Origin of the sequence: Halococcus dombrowskii (genome assembly GCF_022870485.1) — an archaeon.
In the GTDB taxonomy this organism is placed as follows: domain Archaea; phylum Halobacteriota; class Halobacteria; order Halobacteriales; family Halococcaceae; genus Halococcus; species Halococcus morrhuae.
On the sequence record NZ_CP095005.1, the window covers coordinates 2726091 to 2748773 of the forward strand.

18 protein-coding genes are annotated in these 22683 nt (G+C 60.3%); 7 read left to right on the forward strand and 11 right to left on the reverse strand.

The genetic code is table 11. The features are described from left to right. Positions 1-137: 137 nt before the first annotated feature. Positions 138-2033 (forward strand): ArnT family glycosyltransferase, encoded by a 1896-nt coding sequence (locus MUK72_RS14125; protein ID WP_004053710.1) that lies wholly within the window; start codon positions 138-140, stop codon positions 2031-2033. Positions 2034-2188: 155 nt separating this feature from the next. Here the strand turns inward: MUK72_RS14125 and MUK72_RS14130 are convergent, their stop codons facing one another. The 3 genes from MUK72_RS14130 to MUK72_RS14140 form a co-directional block, all read right to left on the reverse strand. Continuing rightward, positions 2189-3343, reverse strand: a complete 1155-nt coding sequence (locus MUK72_RS14130) for an MFS transporter (RefSeq protein WP_244705347.1) — start codon at positions 3341-3343, stop codon at positions 2189-2191. A 239-nt stretch (positions 3344-3582) separates the two neighbouring features. Further along, positions 3583-4629, reverse strand: a complete 1047-nt coding sequence (locus tag MUK72_RS14135) for a pyridoxal-phosphate-dependent aminotransferase family protein (protein ID WP_004053697.1) — start codon at positions 4627-4629, stop codon at positions 3583-3585. 234 nt (positions 4630-4863) lie between these two features. After that, on the reverse strand, positions 4864-7095 hold the full coding sequence (locus MUK72_RS14140; protein ID WP_244702308.1) for a thermonuclease family protein: 2232 nt from the start codon (positions 7093-7095) through the stop codon (positions 4864-4866). A gap of 439 nt (positions 7096-7534) precedes the next feature. On the opposite strand from MUK72_RS14140, the gene MUK72_RS14145 reads away from it, so the two are divergent. Beyond that, positions 7535-8932, forward strand: a complete 1398-nt coding sequence (locus MUK72_RS14145) for a ribonuclease FAU-1 family protein (RefSeq protein ID WP_244702310.1) — start codon at positions 7535-7537, stop codon at positions 8930-8932. Positions 8933-9093: 161 nt separating this feature from the next. On the opposite strand, the gene MUK72_RS14150 is transcribed toward MUK72_RS14145, so the two are convergent. Genes MUK72_RS14150 through MUK72_RS14160 form a run of 3 tightly spaced genes read right to left on the reverse strand, consistent with a single transcriptional unit; the run spans position 9094 to position 11424 of the window. Continuing rightward, on the reverse strand, positions 9094-9357 hold the full coding sequence (locus MUK72_RS14150; protein WP_244702313.1) for a lipoyl domain-containing protein: 264 nt from the start codon (positions 9355-9357) through the stop codon (positions 9094-9096). A 10-nt stretch (positions 9358-9367) separates the two neighbouring features. Continuing rightward, complete coding sequence (locus tag MUK72_RS14155) at positions 9368-10405, reverse strand: alpha-ketoacid dehydrogenase subunit beta (RefSeq protein WP_244702316.1); 1038 nt, start codon at positions 10403-10405, stop codon at positions 9368-9370. Further along, complete coding sequence (locus MUK72_RS14160; protein WP_343749943.1) at positions 10405-11424, reverse strand: thiamine pyrophosphate-dependent dehydrogenase E1 component subunit alpha; 1020 nt, start codon at positions 11422-11424, stop codon at positions 10405-10407. Before MUK72_RS14160 ends, MUK72_RS14155 begins: the two co-directional genes overlap by 1 nt. Before the next feature lie 318 nt (positions 11425-11742). Here MUK72_RS14160 and MUK72_RS14165 point away from each other — a divergent pair, with 318 nt between their 5' ends. Beyond that, positions 11743-12378, forward strand: a complete 636-nt coding sequence (locus tag MUK72_RS14165; RefSeq protein ID WP_244702320.1) for a cyclase family protein — start codon at positions 11743-11745, stop codon at positions 12376-12378. Between the two features lie 8 nt (positions 12379-12386). On the opposite strand, the gene MUK72_RS14170 is transcribed toward MUK72_RS14165, so the two are convergent. The 3 genes from MUK72_RS14170 to katG all read right to left on the reverse strand — a co-directional run bounded on the left by MUK72_RS14170 (position 12387) and on the right by katG (position 16586). Continuing rightward, a complete protein-coding gene (locus MUK72_RS14170) occupies positions 12387-12725 on the reverse strand; it encodes a hypothetical protein (protein WP_244702322.1) in 339 nt (112 codons plus the stop codon). Beyond that, on the reverse strand, positions 12722-13975 hold the full coding sequence (locus MUK72_RS14175; RefSeq protein WP_244702324.1) for an RNA-guided endonuclease InsQ/TnpB family protein: 1254 nt from the start codon (positions 13973-13975) through the stop codon (positions 12722-12724). The genes MUK72_RS14170 and MUK72_RS14175 overlap by 4 nt, the downstream gene beginning before the upstream one ends. Before the next feature lie 448 nt (positions 13976-14423). Beyond that, complete coding sequence (gene katG, locus MUK72_RS14180; RefSeq protein ID WP_244702326.1) at positions 14424-16586, reverse strand: catalase/peroxidase HPI; 2163 nt, start codon at positions 16584-16586, stop codon at positions 14424-14426. 270 nt (positions 16587-16856) lie between these two features. Here katG and MUK72_RS14185 point away from each other — a divergent pair, with 270 nt between their 5' ends. The 4 genes from MUK72_RS14185 (at position 16857) to MUK72_RS14200 (ending at position 21033) form a co-directional block, all read left to right on the forward strand. Beyond that, entirely contained in the window at positions 16857-17348 is a 492-nt protein-coding gene (locus tag MUK72_RS14185; protein WP_244702328.1) for a hypothetical protein, read from the forward strand. Next, complete coding sequence (locus MUK72_RS14190) at positions 17345-18901, forward strand: sodium:solute symporter family transporter (RefSeq protein WP_004053674.1); 1557 nt, start codon at positions 17345-17347, stop codon at positions 18899-18901. Before MUK72_RS14185 ends, MUK72_RS14190 begins: the two co-directional genes overlap by 4 nt. Before the next feature lie 156 nt (positions 18902-19057). Further along, positions 19058-19339 (forward strand): hypothetical protein, encoded by a 282-nt coding sequence (locus tag MUK72_RS14195; protein WP_239640549.1) that lies wholly within the window; start codon positions 19058-19060, stop codon positions 19337-19339. A gap of 44 nt (positions 19340-19383) precedes the next feature. Next, positions 19384-21033 carry an AMP-binding protein gene (locus MUK72_RS14200; RefSeq protein ID WP_244702330.1) on the forward strand — a complete coding sequence of 550 codons (1650 nt, stop codon included), beginning with the start codon at positions 19384-19386 and terminating at the stop codon, positions 21031-21033. Between the two features lie 218 nt (positions 21034-21251). Here the strand turns inward: MUK72_RS14200 and MUK72_RS14205 are convergent, their stop codons facing one another. After that, positions 21252-22319, reverse strand: a complete 1068-nt coding sequence (locus tag MUK72_RS14205) for a thiamine ABC transporter substrate-binding protein (protein WP_244702346.1) — start codon at positions 22317-22319, stop codon at positions 21252-21254. Continuing rightward, entirely contained in the window at positions 22316-22630 is a 315-nt protein-coding gene (locus tag MUK72_RS14210) for a thiamine-binding protein (protein ID WP_004053669.1), read from the reverse strand. The genes MUK72_RS14205 and MUK72_RS14210 overlap by 4 nt, the downstream gene beginning before the upstream one ends. Positions 22631-22683 lie beyond the last annotated feature (53 nt).

Sequence of the window (22683 nt, forward strand, 5' to 3'; positions counted from 1 at the left end):
TGCAGCCACAACGACCCACGACGACAACGGTCCATCCGATTGAGGGCTGCCGATCGGTGTGCAGAGCGATCGAGTTGCCAGCTGTCGCCGTGACAGGATGACCTTCTTTTAATACGGGTTGCTCATAAGCCGAGTCAATGCGAGGAATCGGCAGTGGACTGCTGGGTCGCGCGAAAAAGCGGGTCGGCGACGATCTCACGACCGACCCGTATCTTCGCTACGTGCTCCTCTTGGCGACGGTCCTCGCCGGATTCTGGTTCTGGCACGGGATTCCCGAGTTCGCGACGATCGACGAGCGCTGGCGGCTGATCGACGCGCTCGCGGCGATCGGCACCGTCGTCGACGATCCCGGACTCGGTGCGATTCGGCCGGCGATCCTGGCACAGCAGCCTGCTGGGGCGACGCTCTACGTGAATCTGCTCGCCGTGCTCCCGGTCGCGATCGTCGCGCTCGCGACGGGACAGCTCGACGCGTTCGTCGAGTTCAATCCGCAGCTTCGAACGGCCGGTCTCTGGCAATTTCGTACCGGTACCCCCGAATGGATCTGGACATGGAGTCTGCTTTTTGCGCGACTGCTCACCGTCGTGCTTGCGGTCGGCTGTGTCTACCTTACCTACCGTCTCGGAAGGGCGATGCGCGATCGGACGACCGGACGGCTGGCAGCCGTGTTGCTCTCGCTGACGTGGGGTTTTCTCATCATGGCCCACGAGGTGAGCGAGGACATCCCGGCGTTGTTTTTCCTCCTGCTGGTGCTCTATCTCGCGCTCCGATACATCGAGACGGGCGACAGGGCAGTCTTTCTTGCCGGCTGTATAGCGGGAGGGATCGCCATCGCGTTCAAACTCACTGCCGGAACGAGCGTGATACTCCTTGGCCTCGCGTACGTCCTCCGAGCGCGGAGGCCGGGCGTGAACCCGCGCGACGCACTCTTGCAACCAGGGCTTCTCGTCATGGCGGTCGCATGCGGCGCAGGGGCGATCGTCGTCGGATTTCCCGAGGTACTCGCTGCCGGTCCCGAGGTGCTCATCGAGCGGGTTTCCGGCGGCGGTTCGCGATCGGTCGGTGTGGCTGCACCGGTCGCGCCGAGCTGGTGGTGGCTGGTGCGCGGCTATCTCAACGGCCTCGGAATTCCGTTGTTCGTCGGCGCGCTCGGTGGTATAGCGGCGGCAATCACTCGCCTGCGCGAGCGTTCGATCGAGGCGGACGCGACAGTACTGTTGCTCGTCGGGCTCGGGATGTATCTCCTCGTGTACTCCCGCTGGGGCTACGTTCGGCTGCATCACCTCCTCCTCACGTTTCCGCTGCTCGCACTCTTGCTCGCAGCCGCACTCTCGCGGCTTCGCGGTCACAGCCAGCGCATCATGTGGGCGCTCGTCGCAGTGCTGTTCGTGACGAGCAGCGCGTATGCCGGCGTCGGCGACCTTCACTACGCCACCACACCGCGTGACGAAGCGGGGGAATGGCTGAACGCGAACGCGCCCGACAACGCGACGATGGAGGTGTATCGGTCACGGTTCAGGGATGCGACGTTCCCCCGCGATATGCAGATCAGCAGCTATCGCAAAGCGCGGATGACGGCGGGTTCCGACCCACCGACGCGCGTCCAATGGATGAACAACCTCTCGACCCGGTGCCCGGAGTTCATCCAGCTCACCTACTGGGATCTCGTCCACCTCGGTACCGCGAGTCCGATCCGGGCGGAATCGGGGAGTCAGAACTCGGCCACCGATGGGTACAGACGCGGACTGCCGCCCAGATCACCGACACCGAAACGGGCTGAACACGTTCGGAGTCTGCTCACCGGACAGTACAACTACACTGTGGCAGCCGAGTTCGGCCCGCAACCCCCGATGTGGCCACAGCCACGGACCCAGACGTCGCTGTTGGACCTCCTGAAGACCGGCGTCGATCCGTGGACGATCACCTACGGCGACGATCAGGATTTCCGGACCGAACAGTACACGCTGATCTTGAACCGGACCGGACAGTGTGGATCGTCTCGGAACACGTCCCCACGCCGTCGCGCGCCCTAGCACCGTTCTGGTGACGGATTCCGCCACCAGCAAACCCCCGTTGGTGGCGTTTCTGGAATTCGGTAGCGCGCTCCAGGCGTCGATGGAAGCCCAGATCGGTTAGTCCACTACACGGCAGGGTTCTCGGTATCGATCGTCGTGTCTGGATCGTCGTTTCAGAAACCGAGATCGAGCACTCGGTTGCCGACGAGCGACAGACAGATCACCGAGAGAAACACGACGAAAGTGCCGAACGCGATCCCCCAGCCTGCAGTCTCCGCGATCGTGCCCACGACGACGCTGCCGGTCGCGCTCAGCATCATATACGTCGTCCGGACGAGACCGAACCCAGCGCCGCGTTCTTCGTTCGAGAGATTGTCCACAAAGCGTGGGAGAAGTGCTGCGCCCCAGCCCATCGAGACGCCGACGAGAACGATGCCGACGAGCAGAACAGCCAATCGCGATCCGACGAGAAGCAGCGTGAACCCGCCGATCCCGAGCACTGCACAGAGTCCCGCCGTCTCCTCGCGACCATATCGATCCGACAGCGATCCCACACCGGGCTGTGTCAGCCCCTGGATGACGAAATACGCCGAGAACAGCGTGCTGGCGAACGTCACCGAGTAGCCGTGATAGGCGATCAGAAACGTCGGAAGAAAGGATGCCGTCGCCTGCCAGACGAATTCGAACAGAAACGCCAGCACAGCAGTGAACGCGATCTTCCGCCGGGAGAGCAGTTCCACGACCGGTTTGAGCGCGAATCGATCCCCCATCGGCTGCTCGGGGCGTGCCGGTTCCGTTGGACGTACCTTCCATCGAAAGAGGACGAACACGGGCAACGCAGCCACGGCTCCGAGCGCGATCGCTGCTCGCCAGCCGAACCGCTGGCTGACGGCGGCCGCCGCGATCGGCGCGAGCAATCCGGCCAAGGGTGCCCCGGAGTTGTGCAGACCGATCGCGGTGCCGATGTTGTTCAGTTCGCGAGTCAGTAGCGTCGTCGCAACGCTGTAATGCAGTCCTGCAACGCCACCCAGGATCAACGTCAGAACGAGAAAGACCGGCATCGACGGCGAGAGCGCAAGCAGAGCGCTCGCAACCGTGGTCAGCCCAACTGCCACGAGGATGATGATTCGCTCGCCGTATCGGTCGGCGAGCACGCCGCTGGGGAACTGTGCGAAGGCGTACGCCATCCAGAGACCGGTCAGAGCAAGTCCGAGAACGCCGGTCGACGAGCCGAACGTCTCGACGATTTCGGGGACGACCGGACTGATGACCAATCGTGCGACCATCGTCGCGAAAAACGCCAGCGTACAGAGGGCGACGAGTGTCACTCGATAGTCCCAGACTCGCTTCACCGTGTCCGGTAGCCCCGTGGGCTGGTAAAACGTACTGACTTCCACGCGGAATCCCGTAGCGGATCTCTCAAGCGATGTGTTCCGGAGAGTAGTAGATCAGGCGACAGATAGCTGCAACACCATGCCTTCTTTCTCTCTCTCTATCGGATAGCTCAGGAAGCGGAGGAAATCCACGCTACTGTTCGCATTCGCCCCAACTAGGCGGCGAGAGGTCGTCAAACGGTTTCAGCCAGTGCGTCCATCGTCCGTTCGACCAGTTCGGTATCGGCTTGGTGGCCCATATGCCCGACACGGATGACGTCGTCGGCGAGCGGTCCGAGTCCGGTTGCCAGAGTGATGTCGTACTGCTCGTCAAGCGCCGCCTGGAGGTCGGCTGCCCGGCCGGGAACGTGGAACGCCGACACGGTCGGTGAGGACCGCTCCGGACCGGCGAACAGTTCGAGCCCGATATCGGAGCCACGCTCGCGACAGCGACTCGCTGCCGAACGGTGACGTTCGTACACCGTGTCGAGACCCTCGTCCAGGATTCGATCGAGGGCAACGTCGAGCGCGACGACGTTCGTCGAGAGATGGGTATAGGGGAACTCTGCGCTGGTATCTCGCCACGGAAGGAAGTTGGTGTACAGGCTCTCCGGATCGATCGCTTCCATGCGCTCCCAGGCACGTTCGCTCACGCTCGCGGTCGCCAGTCCCGGTGGCGCACTGAAGCACTTCTGTGAGGCACCGAGGCAGACATCGACGTTCTCGGTCGGCACGGGCACCCCGCCCAGTGATGAGACGGCGTCGAGGATCGTCACGGCCCCGTGGTCGTGGAGGCGCTCCAGTACGGGTTCGATGTCGTTGAGCACGCCTGTTGGCGTTTCACAGTGGACGAGTGTGGCAACATCGTAGTCGCCCGCAGCGAGTTCGTCATCAAGCTCCGACAGCGCGAGTTCCGTGTCGTAGTCGGTGCCGACGACCGTCGCGTTGCCCCCGTAGCTCTCGACGAAATCGGCGAACCCATCGCCGTAGAGCCCGTTCGAGAGGCAGAGTACGTCCGTGTCCTCGTCGACGAGACACGCGACAGCCGACTCCAGTCCGAGAATGCCTTCGCCACCGGTGACGATCACCTGATCGTCCGTCCCGTAGACGTCGGACAGCTTCTCGCAGACTCGATCGTAGAGTTCGTCGAACTCCGACTCGACGTCGGGGTTGATCAGTTCGTGGCTCATCGCGTCACGGACGGGTTCTGGGACCGCGGTGGGCCCCGGTGTCATCAACATACGCCCCATCGGAGCGACATTCGTTTAGTCGCAATGGTTTGCCAAGACGAAACACGCTCTATCCAGAAGTGATCGTCACAGAGGATCGCCGTCGGTAAGCACCACATCCGTGTCATCAGCCGCGGATGATCTCTAACACATAGAGTGTCACTGGTCTCATCGAGCGACAGTGAAGGCGATCCCTCGTGGAGTCCATGCCGTCCACGAACAGCCGAGAATCCATCCAAGGGCACGTCACTCGTTTTCGTACTCCGTCTCACCTGTGTACGTGTCGAACAGCATGAACCGCTCGGTGAAGTTCGATGTGACTAAAATCGATGGGTCGTCGTTCACGTTGTTCGTTTCGTCGGTTACTGCCTCACCGAGACGGAGGTCCGAGCCGAGAGCATCGGCGATCGCGTTCAGGTTCGCCCGTGCGGTTTCGGGGACGGCACCACCCAACAGAACGACGGCACCGCCGTTCTCACGGAACGTACGTACGGCAGCGAGTTCGGCGTCGGTATAGGCCTCAGAAGGTGCAGTGATCAACAATGCTCGAGCCTCATCGAGCAGCTCTGTGCCGACGTCCGACCCGGGTTCGTTGATACCCTCGAAGGCGATCCCGACCCCTTCGAGATAGCGCTGGTAGTAGGCAGCATCCTCCGCCGAGAGCGCGTAGCTTGCGTCGAACTGGCCATGTCCACCATCGATGAGGATCGGTGCGTCACCATACTCCTCGGGCTCATCGCGCTCCGGTGGTCCTGCATGATCGGGTGGTCCGGCATGAGGTGGTGGACCACCACGATTACCGTTGCCCGGCGGCCCGGCGTGGTCGGGAGGGCCGGCGTGATCGGGAGGACCGGCGTGTGACGGCGGCCCTTCGGCACCGATGGCTGCGGTTCGCGAGAGCAACTGCGTCAGGAACACGTAGTTGCCGTATCCGCTCGTGTCGACCGGATAGCCCTCGGCAGTCTCGTACGTTTCGTCAACGAGCGGCGAACCGACCAATGTGACGCCGGCATCGTCATCGACTGCAACAAGCGATGCGTTCGGCGTTGCGGCGGTGTCTTCGGCTCGAACAGGGACGCGTTCGTCGAGATCGCCACGTGTGCTCTCGACGATAGCTGCCCGCGGGACGAACAGTTCCTCGACGGGATCGTTGCGAATCGGCTCGGAGTCTCCAGGGTCACTCTCATCCCATACGTTTCGACCATCTTCACGAGCGTCGAGTTCAGTGGCGAGGAAATCATCGTGGCGAGCCAGTCCGGAGTCGTACACGCGGGCGTGGCCCGCTTCGATCACGTGACGGTTGTACAGCGTCTCGCGAGTCCCCGAACCGTCGGCATCATAGGTGAGATAGCCGAGGAGACGTCCGAATTCGTCGCGAACCGGCTCGTTTGTATCGAAACTGAGATCCACACTGTCCCCGGGCGAGAGTTCAGTGCTGGCGAATTCGGTGGCCGCGTTGCCCGCTTTTTCGAGATAATCGTAGGATCCGATGCCTTCCCATTCTTCGGCACGCTCAGTATCGGTCGCACTACCCGTTTCCGGCGTGTCGATACCGAGCACTCGGATGGCCACTTCCTGCCCACCCTCGAACCGGACATCCACAGTATCGCCGTCAGTGACCTTGACCACCTCGACGGTATATGTCTTCTGAGGATCGAGTTCGAGACCCAGTCCGTCGCGATCCGCGAAATAGTCGAACGCCGTGTTGAACGCCGACGTCACCGGGACGAAGTCCGCATAGAGATTGTTTTCCGGGTCGTACACTTGATCGTCGTTGAACCGAAATTTCACTCCGATGGCTTCGGCGATCGCGTTGAGATTGCTAGTGGCGTCGTGGTTGCTGAAATCCGACTGATCGAACAGCAGTAACGCCCCGCCGCTTTCGACGAATCCCGCAAGCGCGTCGCGTTCGGCCGTCGAGAAAGCGTCCGCAGGCGAGGTGATGATTGCCGCGTCGGTTTCTGCGAGACTGCCGGTGATGTCGGTGGTTGCAGTGATCTCGTAGCCGTTGTTCTCGGCATAGCCGATGAATGCCGAGAACGAATCAGTATCGTAGAACTGGCCATGACCCTCATCGAAAACGACAGCCGGACCACCGGCTTCGGCATCGAGGATATTGAGCAGAAATTCCTCGTTGCCGTAGTTGAAGTCGCTATCGTCCTGACCGATGGGAGCACCGATACCCACCGCCCCGTCGTCGCTTGCTACCAGCGGAATCGGCGTTTCATCGGGGTAGGAAACGGCATCACCGTTTCCGTCCTCGTCGCTGTTGTACGCGGTGGGTTCGGCCCGAACCGCGACCAGCGAATCGTCGGTGAGCGGCGCTCCAGTCGCGTCAAGCAGGCTGGCCGTCGAATCGAACACCAGCGGTCGGATCGTCTCGGAAGTCGCGGACGATTGGGCGCTTGTTAGTGGTGTTCCGGCAAGCGCCACAACACCCGTGGACCCGAGCGCGGTCAGAACGGTTCGTCGATGCATACCATACCGTAGTCCGGAGGAGGGTACAAATCTCTTTTTACCAATTTATTTACTTTTAATCTATATGCGTAAGTGGATGCTGGCGGCCATCGTCAAGCGTCCTCCGGGTGAAAGCGAATGAATTCATGTTGCCAGTCTAGGACCAACGGCGACGTTTTGGGTACGGTGAGGTGGCCGTAGCGACGAGGCCATCCTCAACGGGATCGGTGGGCGATTTCCCATCGGCGACTGCTCACAAGAGCACAAACGAATCGGCAAACTCTCAACTTCGCTCCGAGTTCGATGTTCCATCAATGGCGTTCGCACACATCCATAGAACGGTCGTCGAGGATGGGAGTCGCTCCTTCCTAGACGCACTCGAATACGAAACATCCGAAATTTCCGAGAGCAAGTGCCGCGAGCCATCCTCTCGCCAGAGCACTGTCGAGCACGCCGCGCTATGAAAGTCCGGATCCGTGGCATCTACGCGACTGCACTGACGCGGCTCTTTCGGGAAGCCGACCATGCAGTGGTCCAGGCATCCCAACCCATCCGCGAGCGTTTCGAGGGAGAGTTCGCCGTCGCGGAGTCCGATATCGCGATCGAGACGACCGATGATCGACAGGGCATCGGCATCCACGGCGGGTCCGGAGCTGTCGATACTGCCGTTAGCCATCTCGCCGATCTCGAAACGGATACGTTCAGTTGGACTGGGGAGCTGCCGCGTGAAGCGGTGTTCGCCGGGGAGGTCACGGAAACGCTCGGGAGCGGTGCCGTCGTGGACTGTAGCACTGGCTCGGGTTTTCTTCCCTACTCGAACACGGAGCAGCGAGTCGACGACGGCGATCGGCTCAGGGTGCAGGTCAGCGATCCGGTCCCACCGTGGAGCGACGACCGCCCGGTGCTCGATACGAACGTCGAAGTGGGCGGTGGTCTGGTTCGGCTCGTGCGCGATGGCTCCGTGAAGACGTCGACAGGGCCGGGCATGGCGACCGACGTGACTGAGCTGCTCCCGAACGACCCACCCGACGGATGGCGGGCACGCTGGACGGACGCGAGCGAGCAGGCAGAGTTCGCCACGCTGTCGGACGCACTCGCAACCGCGAGCGACCGAGCCACGGCAATCGATACGGCGCTCTCCGCTGCAGCCGAAACGAAGGCCGAATCCGGCGTCCTCTGGGACGACCCCGCGACGGCGTGGCTCTGGTTCGGCCGCGCGTCACGCTTTCGGCTCGACGAGATTCGCCGTACCGTCTGTCCGACGATGGCTGGCCACCACCGTATCAAGGCCGGCAGTACGGACGCGAGTGCTGCCGTCGATTTCGTGGAGGCCGTCTGTGATTCGGACGGAGCGCTGCAGTCCGAATTCCCGTTCACGACTGTCGTCCGACAGTTCGGGCCAGCCGAAAACGATGGTGTGAGGATCATCCACGGCAAGCCGGATGGCAGCCGAATCACGCTGGGTGAAGGCAGCGTGATCGATCGTGACGAGTCGAGTATCACGATCCGACGGGAGATGACGCCCGGCGGAACCTACGATGCGTTGGACATCGAACGCCGCGCCGGCGACACCGCCACCACGAAGTTGACCGAGGGGAAGTGGTGGTATCCAACGGTCTATCGAGATGCGGACGGGGAGCGGCGGGGCACGTACGTCAACATCTGCACGCCGGTCGAAATCTTTCCCGACGCCGCTCGGTATATCGATCTCCACGTCGACGTCGTGAAACACGCCGACGGCCGGATCGAACGGGTGGACGATGCCGAGCTCGATGCTGCCGTCGCGGACGGTCACGTGTCCGAGGCGCTCGCCGAGAGGGCTCGCGAGGTCGCGGATATGCTCGAAAGCGCGCTCTAAGCCACACCGTTCTCAGGACACTGATAGGCATGCTCATGAATCGTCGATTCCGGCTGCCGTCACCGGATTCCCTCGTTACTGCCAGTGTCTCCTCACAGCGAGCGCGACTGACGTTTGCCCTGGTTTCGGCATCTGTTGTGTGCCCTATTGGCGTCAGATGTTCACTGGTCCGTGGAGATCCAGGCCAGTGTATCCCCTCGTTCGAATTCACCCTGTTCGTCGACCAATAGCTCGCGTACCTCACCGGTCGCCGGTGCCGGGACATCGAGACTCACTTTCTCGATCTGGATCTCGGCGATGGGGTCACCTTCTGTTACTGTCGTCCCTTCACGGACGAACCAGCTCGACACGATCGCTTCCTCGACGTCGTCGGAATCGGCAGGCCATACCGTTTCGGATTCCACTGCAACTGTCTCGTCGCTCATTTGCTCGGGGTTACTCCGTGACTGCCTGAACGGCCTCGATGATGTCCTCGCGTCCCGGATTGACCGCCTGCTCAAGCGGTCGAGCATACGGAATGGGTGCGTCCGGCATCGTCACGCGGCGCACGGCCGAAAGGTCGGCGAGCGCTCCTTCCGTTGCCCGGGCAATGATTTCACCGGAGAGGCCGAACGAGTGGTAGTCCTCGTCGACAACGACGAGTCGGCCGGTTTTCCGGACCGATTCGAGCACCGTCTCGGTGTCGAGCGGCACCAACGTCCTGAGATCGATCACTTCGACGTCGATCTCCCCTGTGAGATCAGCAGCGGCTTCGAGCGCCCGGTGGACGTGGAGACCGAGCGTCACCACGGTCACGTCGTCGCCCTCGCGTTTCACGTCCGCCTCGCCGAAGTCGATGGTGTAGTCGTCTTCAGGTACCGAAGTCTTTGGCCCATCCGGTGCGGGCATCCAGCCGATTCCCATCAGACGTTTGTGGAACATATACACCACGGGGTCGTCGTCGCGAATTGCCGTGTGCATCAGCCCCTTGGCGTCGGCAGCGGTGCTCGGGACCACGACTTTCATGCCCGGCAGATGAGCGAATGTCCCGTAGAGTGTCTGTGAGTGCTGGGCGGCATCGTTGTACGTACCACCGACGGCGGTCATGAGCACCATCGGGACGTTCACCGTGCTGCCGCTCATGTAGGTGTTTTTCGCCATCTGGTTGTAGATCTGATCCATTCCAACGCCGAAGAAGTCGGCGAACATCAGCTCCGCAATGGGACGCATTCCGGCCTGTGCGGCCCCGACGGCCGCACCGATGAACCCCGTCTCGCTGATCGGGACGTCCATGATTTTCTCCCGTCCAAACTCTTCAAGCAGGCCCTCAGTGCTGTCGAAGATCCCGCCGTAATCAGCGACATCCTCGCCCATCACGAACACGTCGTCGCTGTCACGCATTTCCGAGGCGATGGCGCTCACCATCGCTCGGCTCATCGTCGTCTCGCGCTCGTCAATCGTTTCGGCTGTTTCGGATTCGTCTGCTTCTGCCATCAGTCGTCACCTCCCGTGGATTCGGCCTGTTCCGGCTTCGTGTTGGGCGTCCATCCTGCCGGCGGGTTCGTGAACACGTCGTCGTAAGCCTCGTCAGGCTCGGGTTCCGGTTGGTCTTTGGCCCATTCGATGGCGTCGTCGACTCGTTGGTGGCTTCGATCGCGGATGTCGCCGACCGTGTCGTCGTCGATGCCCGCCTTCTGCAGGGTGGTCTCCATCCGTTCGATGGAATCACGCCGTTTTGCACGCTCGCTATCGCCCTCCGGACGGTACCCTTCTGCGTCGCCCATGAAATGACCCATCCGTCGATGGACCTGTACTTCGAGGAGCGTTGGTCCGTTGCCATCACGTGCGCGTCCGATCGCTTCGCCTGCGGCCTCGTAGACCGCGCATGCGTCGTCGTAATCGACACGTTTGCCGGGCATATCGAATCCATCGGCACGCTGGGATCCGTTTCTGATATCGGTGACTCGCTCTTTGGGCATACTGATTGCCCAGTCGTTGTCCTCGATGACGAACAACACTGGCAAGTTCTGGACGCTTGCGAGGTTGAGTGATTCGAGGAACCCACCCTGGCTGATCGCGCCTTCGCCGAGATACGCAACTGCAACGCTGTCCTCGCCGCGCTTTTTGGCCGCGAGTGCCGCCCCGACTGCCGGCGGGCATCCTTCGGCGATGATGCCACTGCCCGCAAAGTTCACCGCGGAATCGAAGAGATGCATGTGGCCACCCTTCCCCTTGCACAGTCCGGTGCGGCGACCGAAGATCTCGGCGGTCATTCGTTCGAGATCCACGCCTTTGGCGATAGCCACGTGGTGAGGGCGATGCGGAGCGGTTACAGTATCAGCGTCATCAAGATGGGAGCAGACGCCGGCAGCGGCAGCTTCCTGCCCAGCGGCGAGATGCAGTTCGCCCGGGATCGGGCCGGCCGAGATATCGAACGCGGGTTGTTTCCCTTCCAGATACTCCTCTTGGAGACGCTCTTCGTAGTATCGAGCCGTCACCATCCAGCCGTACATTTCTTGCAATTCGGTATCGCTTATCATGGCATCCTCCGTGCAGACATCGCACTACGTTCACATAAACGTGATTGACGCCAGTAGTATAATTTCTTACTTTAATATCCATAATTTGTCCCTGTGTCCAAACATTATCTAATTCGCCTGACTACATTTTCTGGCACACAGTGTCCCACAGCACGCAGCTGCTGGGGCGTCGATTGTCGATCTGGTGCGGTAACGCTGGTGAACACGGCGACATCGTTGTCATCCGACGAACGAGTTCGGAGCGAGCGATCGAGCGTGCCACTATTTGTCCGTCCGGATACGATCACGAGCATGCAGATCGATCTGAGTCACCGAATCGAGACCGGAATGACCGTCTATCCGGGCGATCCATCGGTTTCGATTGAGCCACATGCGACACATGATCGGGATGGCTGTCGAGTCAGGGCCGCACAGTTGGGCAGCCATACTGGGACTCATATCGACGCACCTGCCCACGTCATGGCGGAGGGGCGAACGCTGGACACCTATTCGGTTGATCGGTTCACGTTCGATGCAGTTCGTGTGGATTGCACAGATCTGGGCGATCGCGACCCAATCACGGCAGCAGACGTACCTGACGAGGCCGCCGATATCGCTATCTTTTGGACAGGATGGGATTCCCACTGGGGAACGGATCGATATCTCGAACATCCATATCTGACAGCCGACGGGGCTGCGGCCTGTGCCGAGCGGGGCTACGCAGTCGGTGTCGACACCCTGAGTCCGGACCCAACTCCGACCGACGACACTGCTGAGGGTGAATCGAGTGGTCTGCAGGCTCATCGGGCCCTATTGGGCGCTGACAACCTCATCGTCGAAAACCTCTGCAATCTCGAACGGACACCGGAACGCTTCGAGCTGCGTGCGTATCCGATGGCGCTCGGAGGTGATGGCGCTCCAGTCCGTGCGGTGGGTGTCGGCGAGTAGTGGCGAGTTTACGGAGGTGGGGTCGCCGACTCACCCAGAGAGTTCTCGAGACTCGCGACGAGCCGTGATTCCAGAATGGAGTTGATCGGGAGCAACAGAAGCCACGAAAGGATGGCCATCGATGGGTCAACCATCGCGATGATCATCGACAGGACGAACACGATCGGCGACGCGAGGAATCGTGTTGCCTGAATTCCAACAGTTAACGAGGTGAGGCCCTCTTCGATGAGTTCCTTCCGGGAGGCGTACCCCCACAGCAGTGTAAATGACCCCTCCCTACTTCGCTCGGCCCATACGGACCTCGCTTCGTTGAGGGAGGGGCTTTGATGTGGACTCCCGGCACTCACTCGGCGGCAACGTGCTGCCGAGAGGTGCCGTTCAGCGTCCCACCATTTATACGCACATCTACTGGTGCGTCTCCGTTCGGCGACTTGGGCGACGAACGGAGTCTGTGTCGTCGTTTGCGAGCGTACCGTAGCCCGATGTTCTTCGCTGCATTGTAGTCGGCGTTCACCGTGTAGCCACAGTTCTGGCAACAGAACTCGGTGCCGTTGCGGTTGTCCTCGTGGGTAAACCCACAACCGAGGCGCGAACACCGCTGGCTGGTGTGATTCGGTGGGACCCGCTTCGCTTCGACACCGTGCTCCGGTGCCTTGTACGAGACGTACTCGTAGAGGCGTCGAAACGCCCAGATGTGGTGCCACTCCGCGAACGGTAGCCGGTCGCGGATGTCATCGAGTTTCTCGAACACGATCACGTCGCACCCGGTTTCTGTGGCTTCGGTCACGATCTCGTTGGCGACCGTGTGGACGTACTGCTTGCGCCATGCCCGCTCTCGCTTACCGAGGCGTCGGAGCGCGTTGTGGCCATGCTGGGTTTCGCGCTGTTGCATCTTTGCGCGGCGTTTCTCGAACTCCCGCACCCAGTGGTCATAGTCATCACCCTGCCAGAACGTTCCTGTGGAGGCGACGGCGAGACTGTTGACACCGAGGTCGATACCGAGGACTGTTTGGTGCTCGGTATCCGTCGAAGCCTCGGAGTCTGCTTCGTCAACCCCGTCGTACTTCCGCGTCGAAAGGTGGAGGTAGAACCCGTCGGTCACATCGTCGTATTGGAGGGTCGCCATGCGAAACTCGTAGTCGTCGTCCACGATGTACCGTTCGTAGGGTGTCGGACTGTCTGCCGGAAAGACGAACTCACACTCAGCGCGCCCGTTCACCGTCGAGAGCGACACTTCGCTTCGAGAGAACGTCGCGGAGCGTTTGTCGTACACGACGCTCCACGAGTCGAACTGTGGTTGATTCGTGCGGCGGCCCTTCTTCCAACGGTCCACGCCGGATTTGACGGCTTCGACGGCGCGGCGAATCGCCTTCTGGACGAGGTTCGCCGTCAGATCGGTGTCGGCCTTGAGGTCATCGTAGAGCGCGCGTTCGGCCTTCGCCTTCGACGTAACGCACTCGTCGTAGTGGCGGTCGCTCCAACAGAACTCACTCGCACGATTTGCACATCGAAGGAACTGCTCCTTGGTGGTGTGGAGGTCGTCGCGCCGCTCGTCGAGAACATCGAGCTTGACGATCCCAGTTCGACGGACCTCCATTGACACACATTACACGACAACGGTACTTATATCCACGGGTGGGGAATTCGGTGGGTTTCATTGTACTGTCTCCCGGTTTGTCGGTATCCGATGACCGAACGCTTGGTGTACGTGCTCAGCTATACGAACGCGCTCCTCCCTGCCCTACCGTTCGCTTCGCTCGCGGTTGAGGACGGGGCCTCCGCGCTACCGCACAGGTGATCGCGATGGCGATGATCCCGTCGCTGAGCGCGAGCAAACGGTCGGTCTCGGTGGATTCGTGACTGTACGATGACGACATGCACTATCTCGACGACTCGGTGAACAAGTCACCATCGTCATTCCCTCGAAACAATCGGGGGTTCGCGACTGCGTCGGCCAGGTCGCGGTGGATGTTCGGCACCGATTCGGTCGTCTCGGAAAGTCGTCCTAAAATACTAACCGATGAGGGGATCCCAAGCGGGGGAGCCTACTCGAGATCGAAGCGGTCGAGCTGCATCACGTGGCTCCAGGCGTCCACGAAGTCCTCGACGAACTGCTCTTCGTCGTCGTCGGCGAAGTAGGCGTCCGCGGTGGCGCGGAGGCGAGCGTTCGAGCCGAAGATCAGGTCGAAACGAGTGGCCTCCCACTCGACCTCGTCGGTGTCACGGTCGCGGACCTCGAAGAGCTCGTTGTCTTCGTCGACCGGCTCCCACTCGTAGTCCATGTCGAGCAGGTTCACGAAGAAGTCGTTGCTGAGCGTGCCCGGCTGATCCGTGAGGACGCCGCGACCGGTGTCCTGGTAGGTCACGCCGAGAGCCCGCATCCCGCCGACGAGCACCGTCATCTCCGGAACGGACAGGTTCAGTAGCTCCGCCGTGTCGACCATCCGCTCCTCCGGGGAGTCGTAGAGGTCGTCGTACTCGCCGCCGAGGTAGTTCCGGAACGCGTCGACCTTCGGTTCGAGCACCTCGAAGGATTCGACGTCGGTCTGGGCCTGGGTCGCGTCCGTGCGACCGGGTTCGAACGGTACCTCGACGTCGTAGCCGGCGTCCGCCGCGGCCTCCTCGATGGCCGCGTTCCCGCCGAGCACGATGAGGTCGGCCAGCGAGACGCGCACGTCGTCGGAGCGGGAGTCGTTGAACTCCGTCTGGACGGAGTCGAGGGTTTCGAGCACCGTCTCCAGCTCCTCGGGCTCGTTGACCTCCCAGCTCCGCTGGGGTTCGAGACGCAGGTGTGCGCCGTTCGCACCGCCGCGCTTGTCGCTGTCGCGGTACGTCGACGCCGACGCCCATGCGGTTTTGACCAGCTGGGAGCGTGAGAGATCCGAAGCGAGAATCGTCTCTTTGAGTTCGTCGATCTCCTCGTCGCCGACGAGTTCGTGGTCGGCGTCCGGAACGGGGTCCTGCCAGACGAACGTTTCGTCGGGGACCTCCGGGCCGAGGAATCGCGTGGGCGGGCCCATGTCGCGATGGAGCAGTTTGTACCACGCCCGCGAGAACGCGTCCTTGAACTCCTCGGGGTTCGCCTGGAAGTTTTCGAGGATCTCCCGGTAGTCGTCGTCGTGTTTCAGAGCGACGTCCGTCGTCAGCATCATCGGCTGTTCGGTCTCCGAGGCGTCCCGCGCGCCGGGTGCGTCGTCGATGTCGTCGCCGACCGGCTCCCACTGCCAGGCACCGCCGGGGCCCTTGACGGAGGTCCAATCGTAGTCCAGCAGGTTGTCGAGATAGTTCATATCCCAGATGGTCGGCGTGGCGTTCCAGGGACCTTCGATGCCGCTCGAGATCGCGTCGAGACCGCCGATCTTGTCCCCGTACTCCTGATCCCAGCCGAGGCCCTGCTTTTCGACCGGTGCTCCCTCGGGTTCGGGACCGACGTGCTCCTCGGGGTCGTCCGCGCCGTGGACCTTCCCGAAGGTGTGGCCGCCGGCGATGAGCGCGGCGGTTTCCTCGTCGTCCATCGCCATCCGGCTGAACTCCTCGCGGATGTTCGCCGCGGATCCCTCGACGTCCGGTTCGCCGTACGGGCCCTCGGGGTTCACGTAGATGAGGCCCATCACGGTGTTCCCGAGCGGGTCTTTGAGATTGCCGACTTCGCCGTCCTCGAAGCGCTCGGGCGAGGTCGTCTCCCAATCCGTCTCGGGACCCCACTCGACGGCCTCGTTGGAGACGAATGCATCCTCACGGCCACCGGCGAAGCCGTACGTCTCGAAGCCCATCGATTCGAGGGCGACGTTCCCCGCGAGCAGGATGAGATCGCCCCACGAGAGCTTCTTGCCGTGTTTCTTTTTGACCGGCTGAAGCAGGCGACGGGCCTTGTCGAGATTCACGTTGTCCGGCCAGCTGCTCTCCGGCGGAAGGCGCTGGCGGCCACCGGCCCCACCGGCACGGCCGTCGGCGGTTCGGTACGTCCCGGCGCTGTGCCACGCCATCCGGATGAAAAACGGTCCGTAGTGACCGTAGTCGGCGGGCCACCAGTCCTGCGAGTCCGTCATTACGTCCTCGATGTCCGACTTCACTTCATCGAAGTCGAGCTTTTCGAACTCTTCGGCATAGTCGAACTCCTCCCCGTACGGATTCGTCTCCGCAGTGTTATCGTCGAGGATGTCCAGCCGGAGTCGATCCGGCCACCACTCGTCGTTTGACCATGGCATATCTATCCGAAGGGTCGTATCGGCGTTAAGCCTGTTGACTTCGATCTGTAACTGTGCATTATTTTTCCTGTCATAGACAGAAGCTGGAACGACAGTTTGTACGACGAAAACGGGAGAAGAAACCGTCTGCCACCCCACAGGCCGATGGTCATATGACTGGGAATACCTATTTGACTCGGTTTTCGTAATAATTGTCGGCATGAGAATTAGCCACTTCGAGATATAAGTATTTCGGAGAATGTTTATGATGCTCCGAGATGCGCACACAGAATGATGAGGAACAAGATTGTTTCCGTAGTTGGCATCCTCGCAACCGCTGCACTGATCGTGGCCGCACTCGGATTCTATCGAGTATTTTCCTATCTTGCCGCGGCGCTCATCATCGGAGTCCTTCCGGTTGCAGCCATCGAGCGTGGCAGCCAAGAGTTCGATCTCGCACCATACACCGGAATCGTAGCTGGTCTCGCAGTGCTCTTTGCTATCGGACTCACCGGGATCTGGGTGCTATGGAACCCCGATGTGACGAACTACTCCTATATCCTCGGGATCCCACAATCGACGTTCATCTATATATTGTTCATATGGTTTCTGCCACTTCTCGCTCCGGTGTACTACGCGAAGTCCGTTTTCGGCGACACAGCCAACGATGAGCTGGTCTCTGAAGTGATGGACGACGCACGACAAGCACAGCGCGATACTGATCTCCCACTTGCGCCGTCGGGCTCGTCGGGTGTCGAATCCGATGGGGGGTCCGAGCGATGATTCCTCTACAGGCGATTCCGATCGCCGACGACCCGTTCGTTCTCGCGTTCGGCGGGCTATATCTCCTGATCGTGCTCGGGATCGGCGTTTGGGGCTACCTCAATACGGAGAGCACGAGCGATTTCCTCATTACGGGGAAATCCGTCGGGACGTGGGTGCTTGCGCTCACTGCCTTCTCCGTGATCCAGTCAGGTTTCGGCTTCGTCGGTGGCCCCGAACTCGTCTACTCCTTCGGAATGACGGGAATGTGGATCTTCTTTACTGCACCGCTTGGCTTTCTGATCGCGTGGGTCCTACTTGCACGTCGGATGCGGATCCTGGCGGACATCAGGAACGTACTCACCCTCGCCGATGGGATGTACGTTCGCTACGAGAGTGCATGGGTTCGCGGACTCACCGCGCTTGCTGTAGTGGTCGGCGTGATCGCCTATCTCGCAACGAACCTCGCTGCACTCCAGTTCGTGATGCGTGCGATATTCGGGATTCCCGTCGTCTGGGGACTGTTTGGCGGTGCAGCGATTCTTCTTGCCTACAGCGCACTCGGTGGCATGATCGCAGGTGTCTGGACCGATTTCGTCCAGTCAGTTACAATGATCACCGGTGCCGTCTTCGTGTTTTTCTTCGCGCTGGAATTCGGCGGTGGCATGGGGACCATCATGCAAAATCTCGCGAGTGTCGATCCGGGACTCATTTCGCCATTCGGTGCAATGGGTGTGCCCGCTGCGAGTGTGTTCACCGCACTAGCATGGTGGATTTTGTTCTCAATCGGATCGGCTGGCCAGCCACACTTGATTACGAAATTCTACATGAGCCGTGACCTCAAGATCCTTCGGTGGGGTGCGCCGATCGCGGCCATTTCGTATGCGATTTCGAGCATGATTGCCTTCTCGGCGGGACTTTCGATGCGTGCAGCAGTCGAAGGCGGTACGATCCCGGAACTCCAGAGTGCCTCGATCGCCGCTCCAGTATTCGTGTTAAATCAGACACCGGGCGTGATCGCCGGGTTGGTGCTCGCGGCGCTGCTTGCGGCGATCATGTCGACGAGCGATTCGTTCCTCAATATCGGTGCTGCAGCGATTTCACGCGACATTCCCCGTGCATTCGGTCGATCGATCGACGACGAGATGACCGAGCTTCGGGTGACCCAGGCTGCGCTTGCAGGTCTGACAGTTCTGTCGACACTAGTCGTGTTCTATTCGGATGCCCTCGTCGGGATTCTCGGGACCATCGGATGGGGGTTCTTCGCGGCGGCCTTCTTCCCGCTCGCGGCGTTTGGACTGAACTGGAAGGGTGCGACCAAGGAGGGTGCGATCGCCGGTATCGTGGGCGGTCTCGTCGTGAACCTGTTTTACAGTGCGGTGCCGCGGATCGCCGACGCAGCGGGGGCAGGTGGCGTGAGTGAGACAGTGCTTTCGTTGTATCCGTTTACCGAAGGATTCCCTGTGGGGACGATCGCACTGCTCGTCTCGATCGCGCTCACCATCGGTGTCTCGATTGCCACACAGCGTGGTCGTACCGTTCCGGCCGATCTCGTCACTCTCTTGGAGCGATAGGCAGTGGCCACAAACGAAAATGCGATCGGCCGGTTTACCGGATGGTACCGTCAGACGCCGGTTTCGCTCGAGTTTTGGGAGGGTGTTCTCACTGATGAACGTCTGATCTGGTGCTTCGTCGGGGAATCGTTCAAATCGCTGCTGTTGCGCGCCGATATGGGAACGTATGGCCGGGAAGAGATCGACGAACTCCCGCCGGATGCCATTGCAGAGTTCGACGACCGGAACGCGGTCGTTCCTGTCGGGAGCCTCCGAACGATACGCCTCAGACCCGGGTCGTGGTTTCGACGGTCGTCACTTACCGTGGAGTGGAACGATGGAAAGTTCTCGCTCGAAAGCACCAACGGAAGCGATCCACAGGAAAAGCTTGTGAGCACTCTTAGCGCTCGTGACGGATTCGAACACGTCGATGTCTTCGTCGATCGGTCGCTCTTCTAACGGCGACCAAGAGTATTTGTGGAGTCGTTTCGAACTCGTGTGGTATGGCATGGACTGTGTCGCTCGATGGCGGGACCTACGAGGAAGCTCGGGCATCGTTTGCCTGGGATCTCCCTGACGATTACAATCTCGCACACGACCTTCTCCGGAAACACGACCAGTCCAGTGATCGGATAGCGCTGTATCAAGCCTATCCCGACGGTCGTCGTGAGAGCTACACGTTCGAGGAGCTCGATCGATACTCGAGTCAGTTGGCGAATGCACTCGAGAAGCGAGGGATCGAACGCGGGGACCGTGTCGGCGTCGTCGTCCCGCAGAAACCGTCGAACCCGATCACCCACCTCGCATGTTGGAAGATAGGCGCAGTGTCGCTACCGCTCTCAGTGTTGTTCGGTGACGAGTCTCTCCGGCATCGGCTCGACGACAGTGGCGCGAAAGCCGTGGTGGCCGATACAACTGTCGTCGAAACCGTCGTGAGTGCAGCCACCGATTGTCCCGCGCTCGAAACCATCGTCGAAGTCACCGATGACGACCTCGCAAGCGAGGCGACTACGTCATTTTCAGCGTTGGTTGAGGGTGAGTCGGAGGAATACGAAATCGCAGAGACGACAGCTGAAACGCCGGCCATCATAATGTATACGAGCGGTTCGACCGGCCCGCCAAAGGGAGCACTCCACGGTCATGGGGTATGGGTCGGTCATTGTCCCGCCTTCTCGATGTACTTCGAGCGACGGGTTCACGAAGGAGTGTACTGGACGCCCGCTGATTGGGCATGGATCGGCGCGCTCGGCGACCTGCTGTTTCCAGCATGGCATTACGGGCGACCCGTTGTGGGCTATCCGATGGGGAAGTTCGATCCCGAGACCGCGTTTTCGCTGATGGAGGAATTCGAAGTGACGAACGCGTTCGTTCCACCGACTGCGATCCGGATGCTGATGGGCATCGAGGATCCGAGAGAGAAATACGACCTCTCGCTTCGTGCAGTGTGTTCGGGTGGTGAGCCACTCACACCTGAGATCCTCGACTGGGCCGACGAGGAGCTTTCCGGTGTCGTGGTAAACGAACTCTACGGTCAGACGGAAGCCAACCTCCTCGTCACGAACTGCCGGGAGTGGTTTTCAGCTCATCCGGGGAGCATGGGGAAAGCAGTGCCGGGACACGACGTAGCCGTAATCGATCCCGAAACCGGTGAGGAACGGCCGGCAGGTGAAACCGGGGAGATAGCAGTCCGACATGGAGACGATCCAGTGATCTTTCAGGAGTACTGGAATCAGCCCGAGAAAACCGCTAACGCGACGATCGGTGAGTGGCATCTGACCGGTGATCTCGGGACGGTCGATGAATCGGGATACGTCTGGTTCAAATCCCGTGACGACGACCTGATCCTTACTAGCGGATATCGTGTGGGGCCCGGTGAAGTCGAACGCACAGTCCTCGAGCACGCCGGTGTCGAACAGGTCGGAGTTATCGGAATCGCCGACGAAACCAGAGGTGAGATAATCAAGGCGTTCGTCCAGCCGATTTCTGGATCGGGATCCAGCGAACTCAAAGAAGAGATCCGTGATCTCGTGCGTGACCAACTGGCGAAGTACGAGTATCCCCGCGAGATCGAATTCGTCGAGCAACTTCCACAGACGACGACCGGCAAGATTCAGCGTCGAAAACTCCGCGAACACGAACAGGGCTCCGAATAACCGATTTTCGAAAGCAAGTGACATCGAAATTTGAATTGTTTTTGCTCGTCTATAGGAGTTTGTTGTTATTATATACCGTCATAATATAAACTTCTGAGATGCTGGTTCGAAAGTGGCACCTGATGCCTCGTTTGCGTTGCGTAGTTGTGGAAGATCCCTGTATCGACCAACGCACCCTACCGAAGTGATCCTGAAACAAGGTCGGTTGGAGAACAGCCTTACTTCGACGCGACCTGCCGAGCCCACTTCGATCGCCACCGATCTGCATGCTTGCGAAGTTCGTCTACACTGTACTGAATGACGGTCTCGGGCTTTTTTACGTGTGGTTGATACTTTTTCGGCAGCGACGCGTCCTCGACGGCCGGGAAACCAACGTTCAGAACCGCCGTTCGGCGCTGTACCTTCGATTCAATCAGGAACTGTGCAAACGTATCGACCAGATCACCGCGATCGGTATCGGCAAACTTTCCAACACCACTGATGTAGGCGTAGCCCGTATCGTTCGGGAATCCGATACGATGTTTGGCAAGCGGTTTCCCCTCGTTCGTCGCGTAGATCTGATCGGTTGAGTATGACACAACCATTGGAGCCTCACCGCTCTCGTAGGCACTGTACGCGCTGTTCCAGGATTTGAGGGCGCGCACGTTGTTCTTCATCAGTTTCTCCCAGTAGTCGAGATAATCGTCGCGCCCTTTTGCATGGATCGTCCAGAGAAGAAAATCGAGGCCTGTGACCGTTGTTTGCGGGTTCGCCATCAACAAGCCGTCGGAATATTCCGGGTCAAGCAACGCATCGAACGAGGCAGGTTCGGATACCTTCCGATCGTTGTAGACGATGCAGACGTGTGACGCTCCGGTGGGAACGATTCGTCGCTGCGGATCGAACCAGTACTCATCGACAACCGATCCCGTATCGATCGTATCCAACGGGGAGAACAGATCGATGTCGTTGGTCAGGACGCGATCTGCACGAACGAGATCAGAGGGTGTGACGCCGACGTAGGCGTCGGCATCCAGCGGTGCGTCTTCCTTGCGTCGTTGGATGAAATCGTTCATCCCCTGCTCTTTGATTACCCACTCGATCGTCGTTCCATGACGTTTTTCGAACTGCTTTTTGACCCATTCACCAGCACTGGTGCTGACAGCGTTGACGTAGGCTTCACGCGCTCCGACGCGAAGGGTATCAGGACTCGATCCGGCCGACGAAACACAACCTGCGAGTACGCCGAGGGTACCTGCGCTCGCCCCAGCGAGATAGCCACGGCGCGTAACAGTCCCCTGTTTCATTGCGACCGCGCTTCGCCATCGAGATGCTCTTCGACGCGATCGACTTTCTCTTCGACGGCGAGTGATTCCTCGCGATAGTGGTCGATTTTGAGCGTGGTGGCGACACGGCGAGCATCGACGGCCTCGGTCGCGACCTGTGCGGCGTTGAATACCGCATCGAGACCATTCGCCTCGAGCGTCGTCTCCATCGGATGGGTTTCATAGCGTACGTCGCAGTCCTCAAGCGCCTCGATAGCAGCGGCAACTTCCGCATCGAAATCGACATCCGAGTCGTCAACCGGTGAGATCGAGAGACTGGCGGTAACTGTCATCACCCGGACTACCAACCACCGTGTGATATATCCCACGAATCGGTCATGGGGGA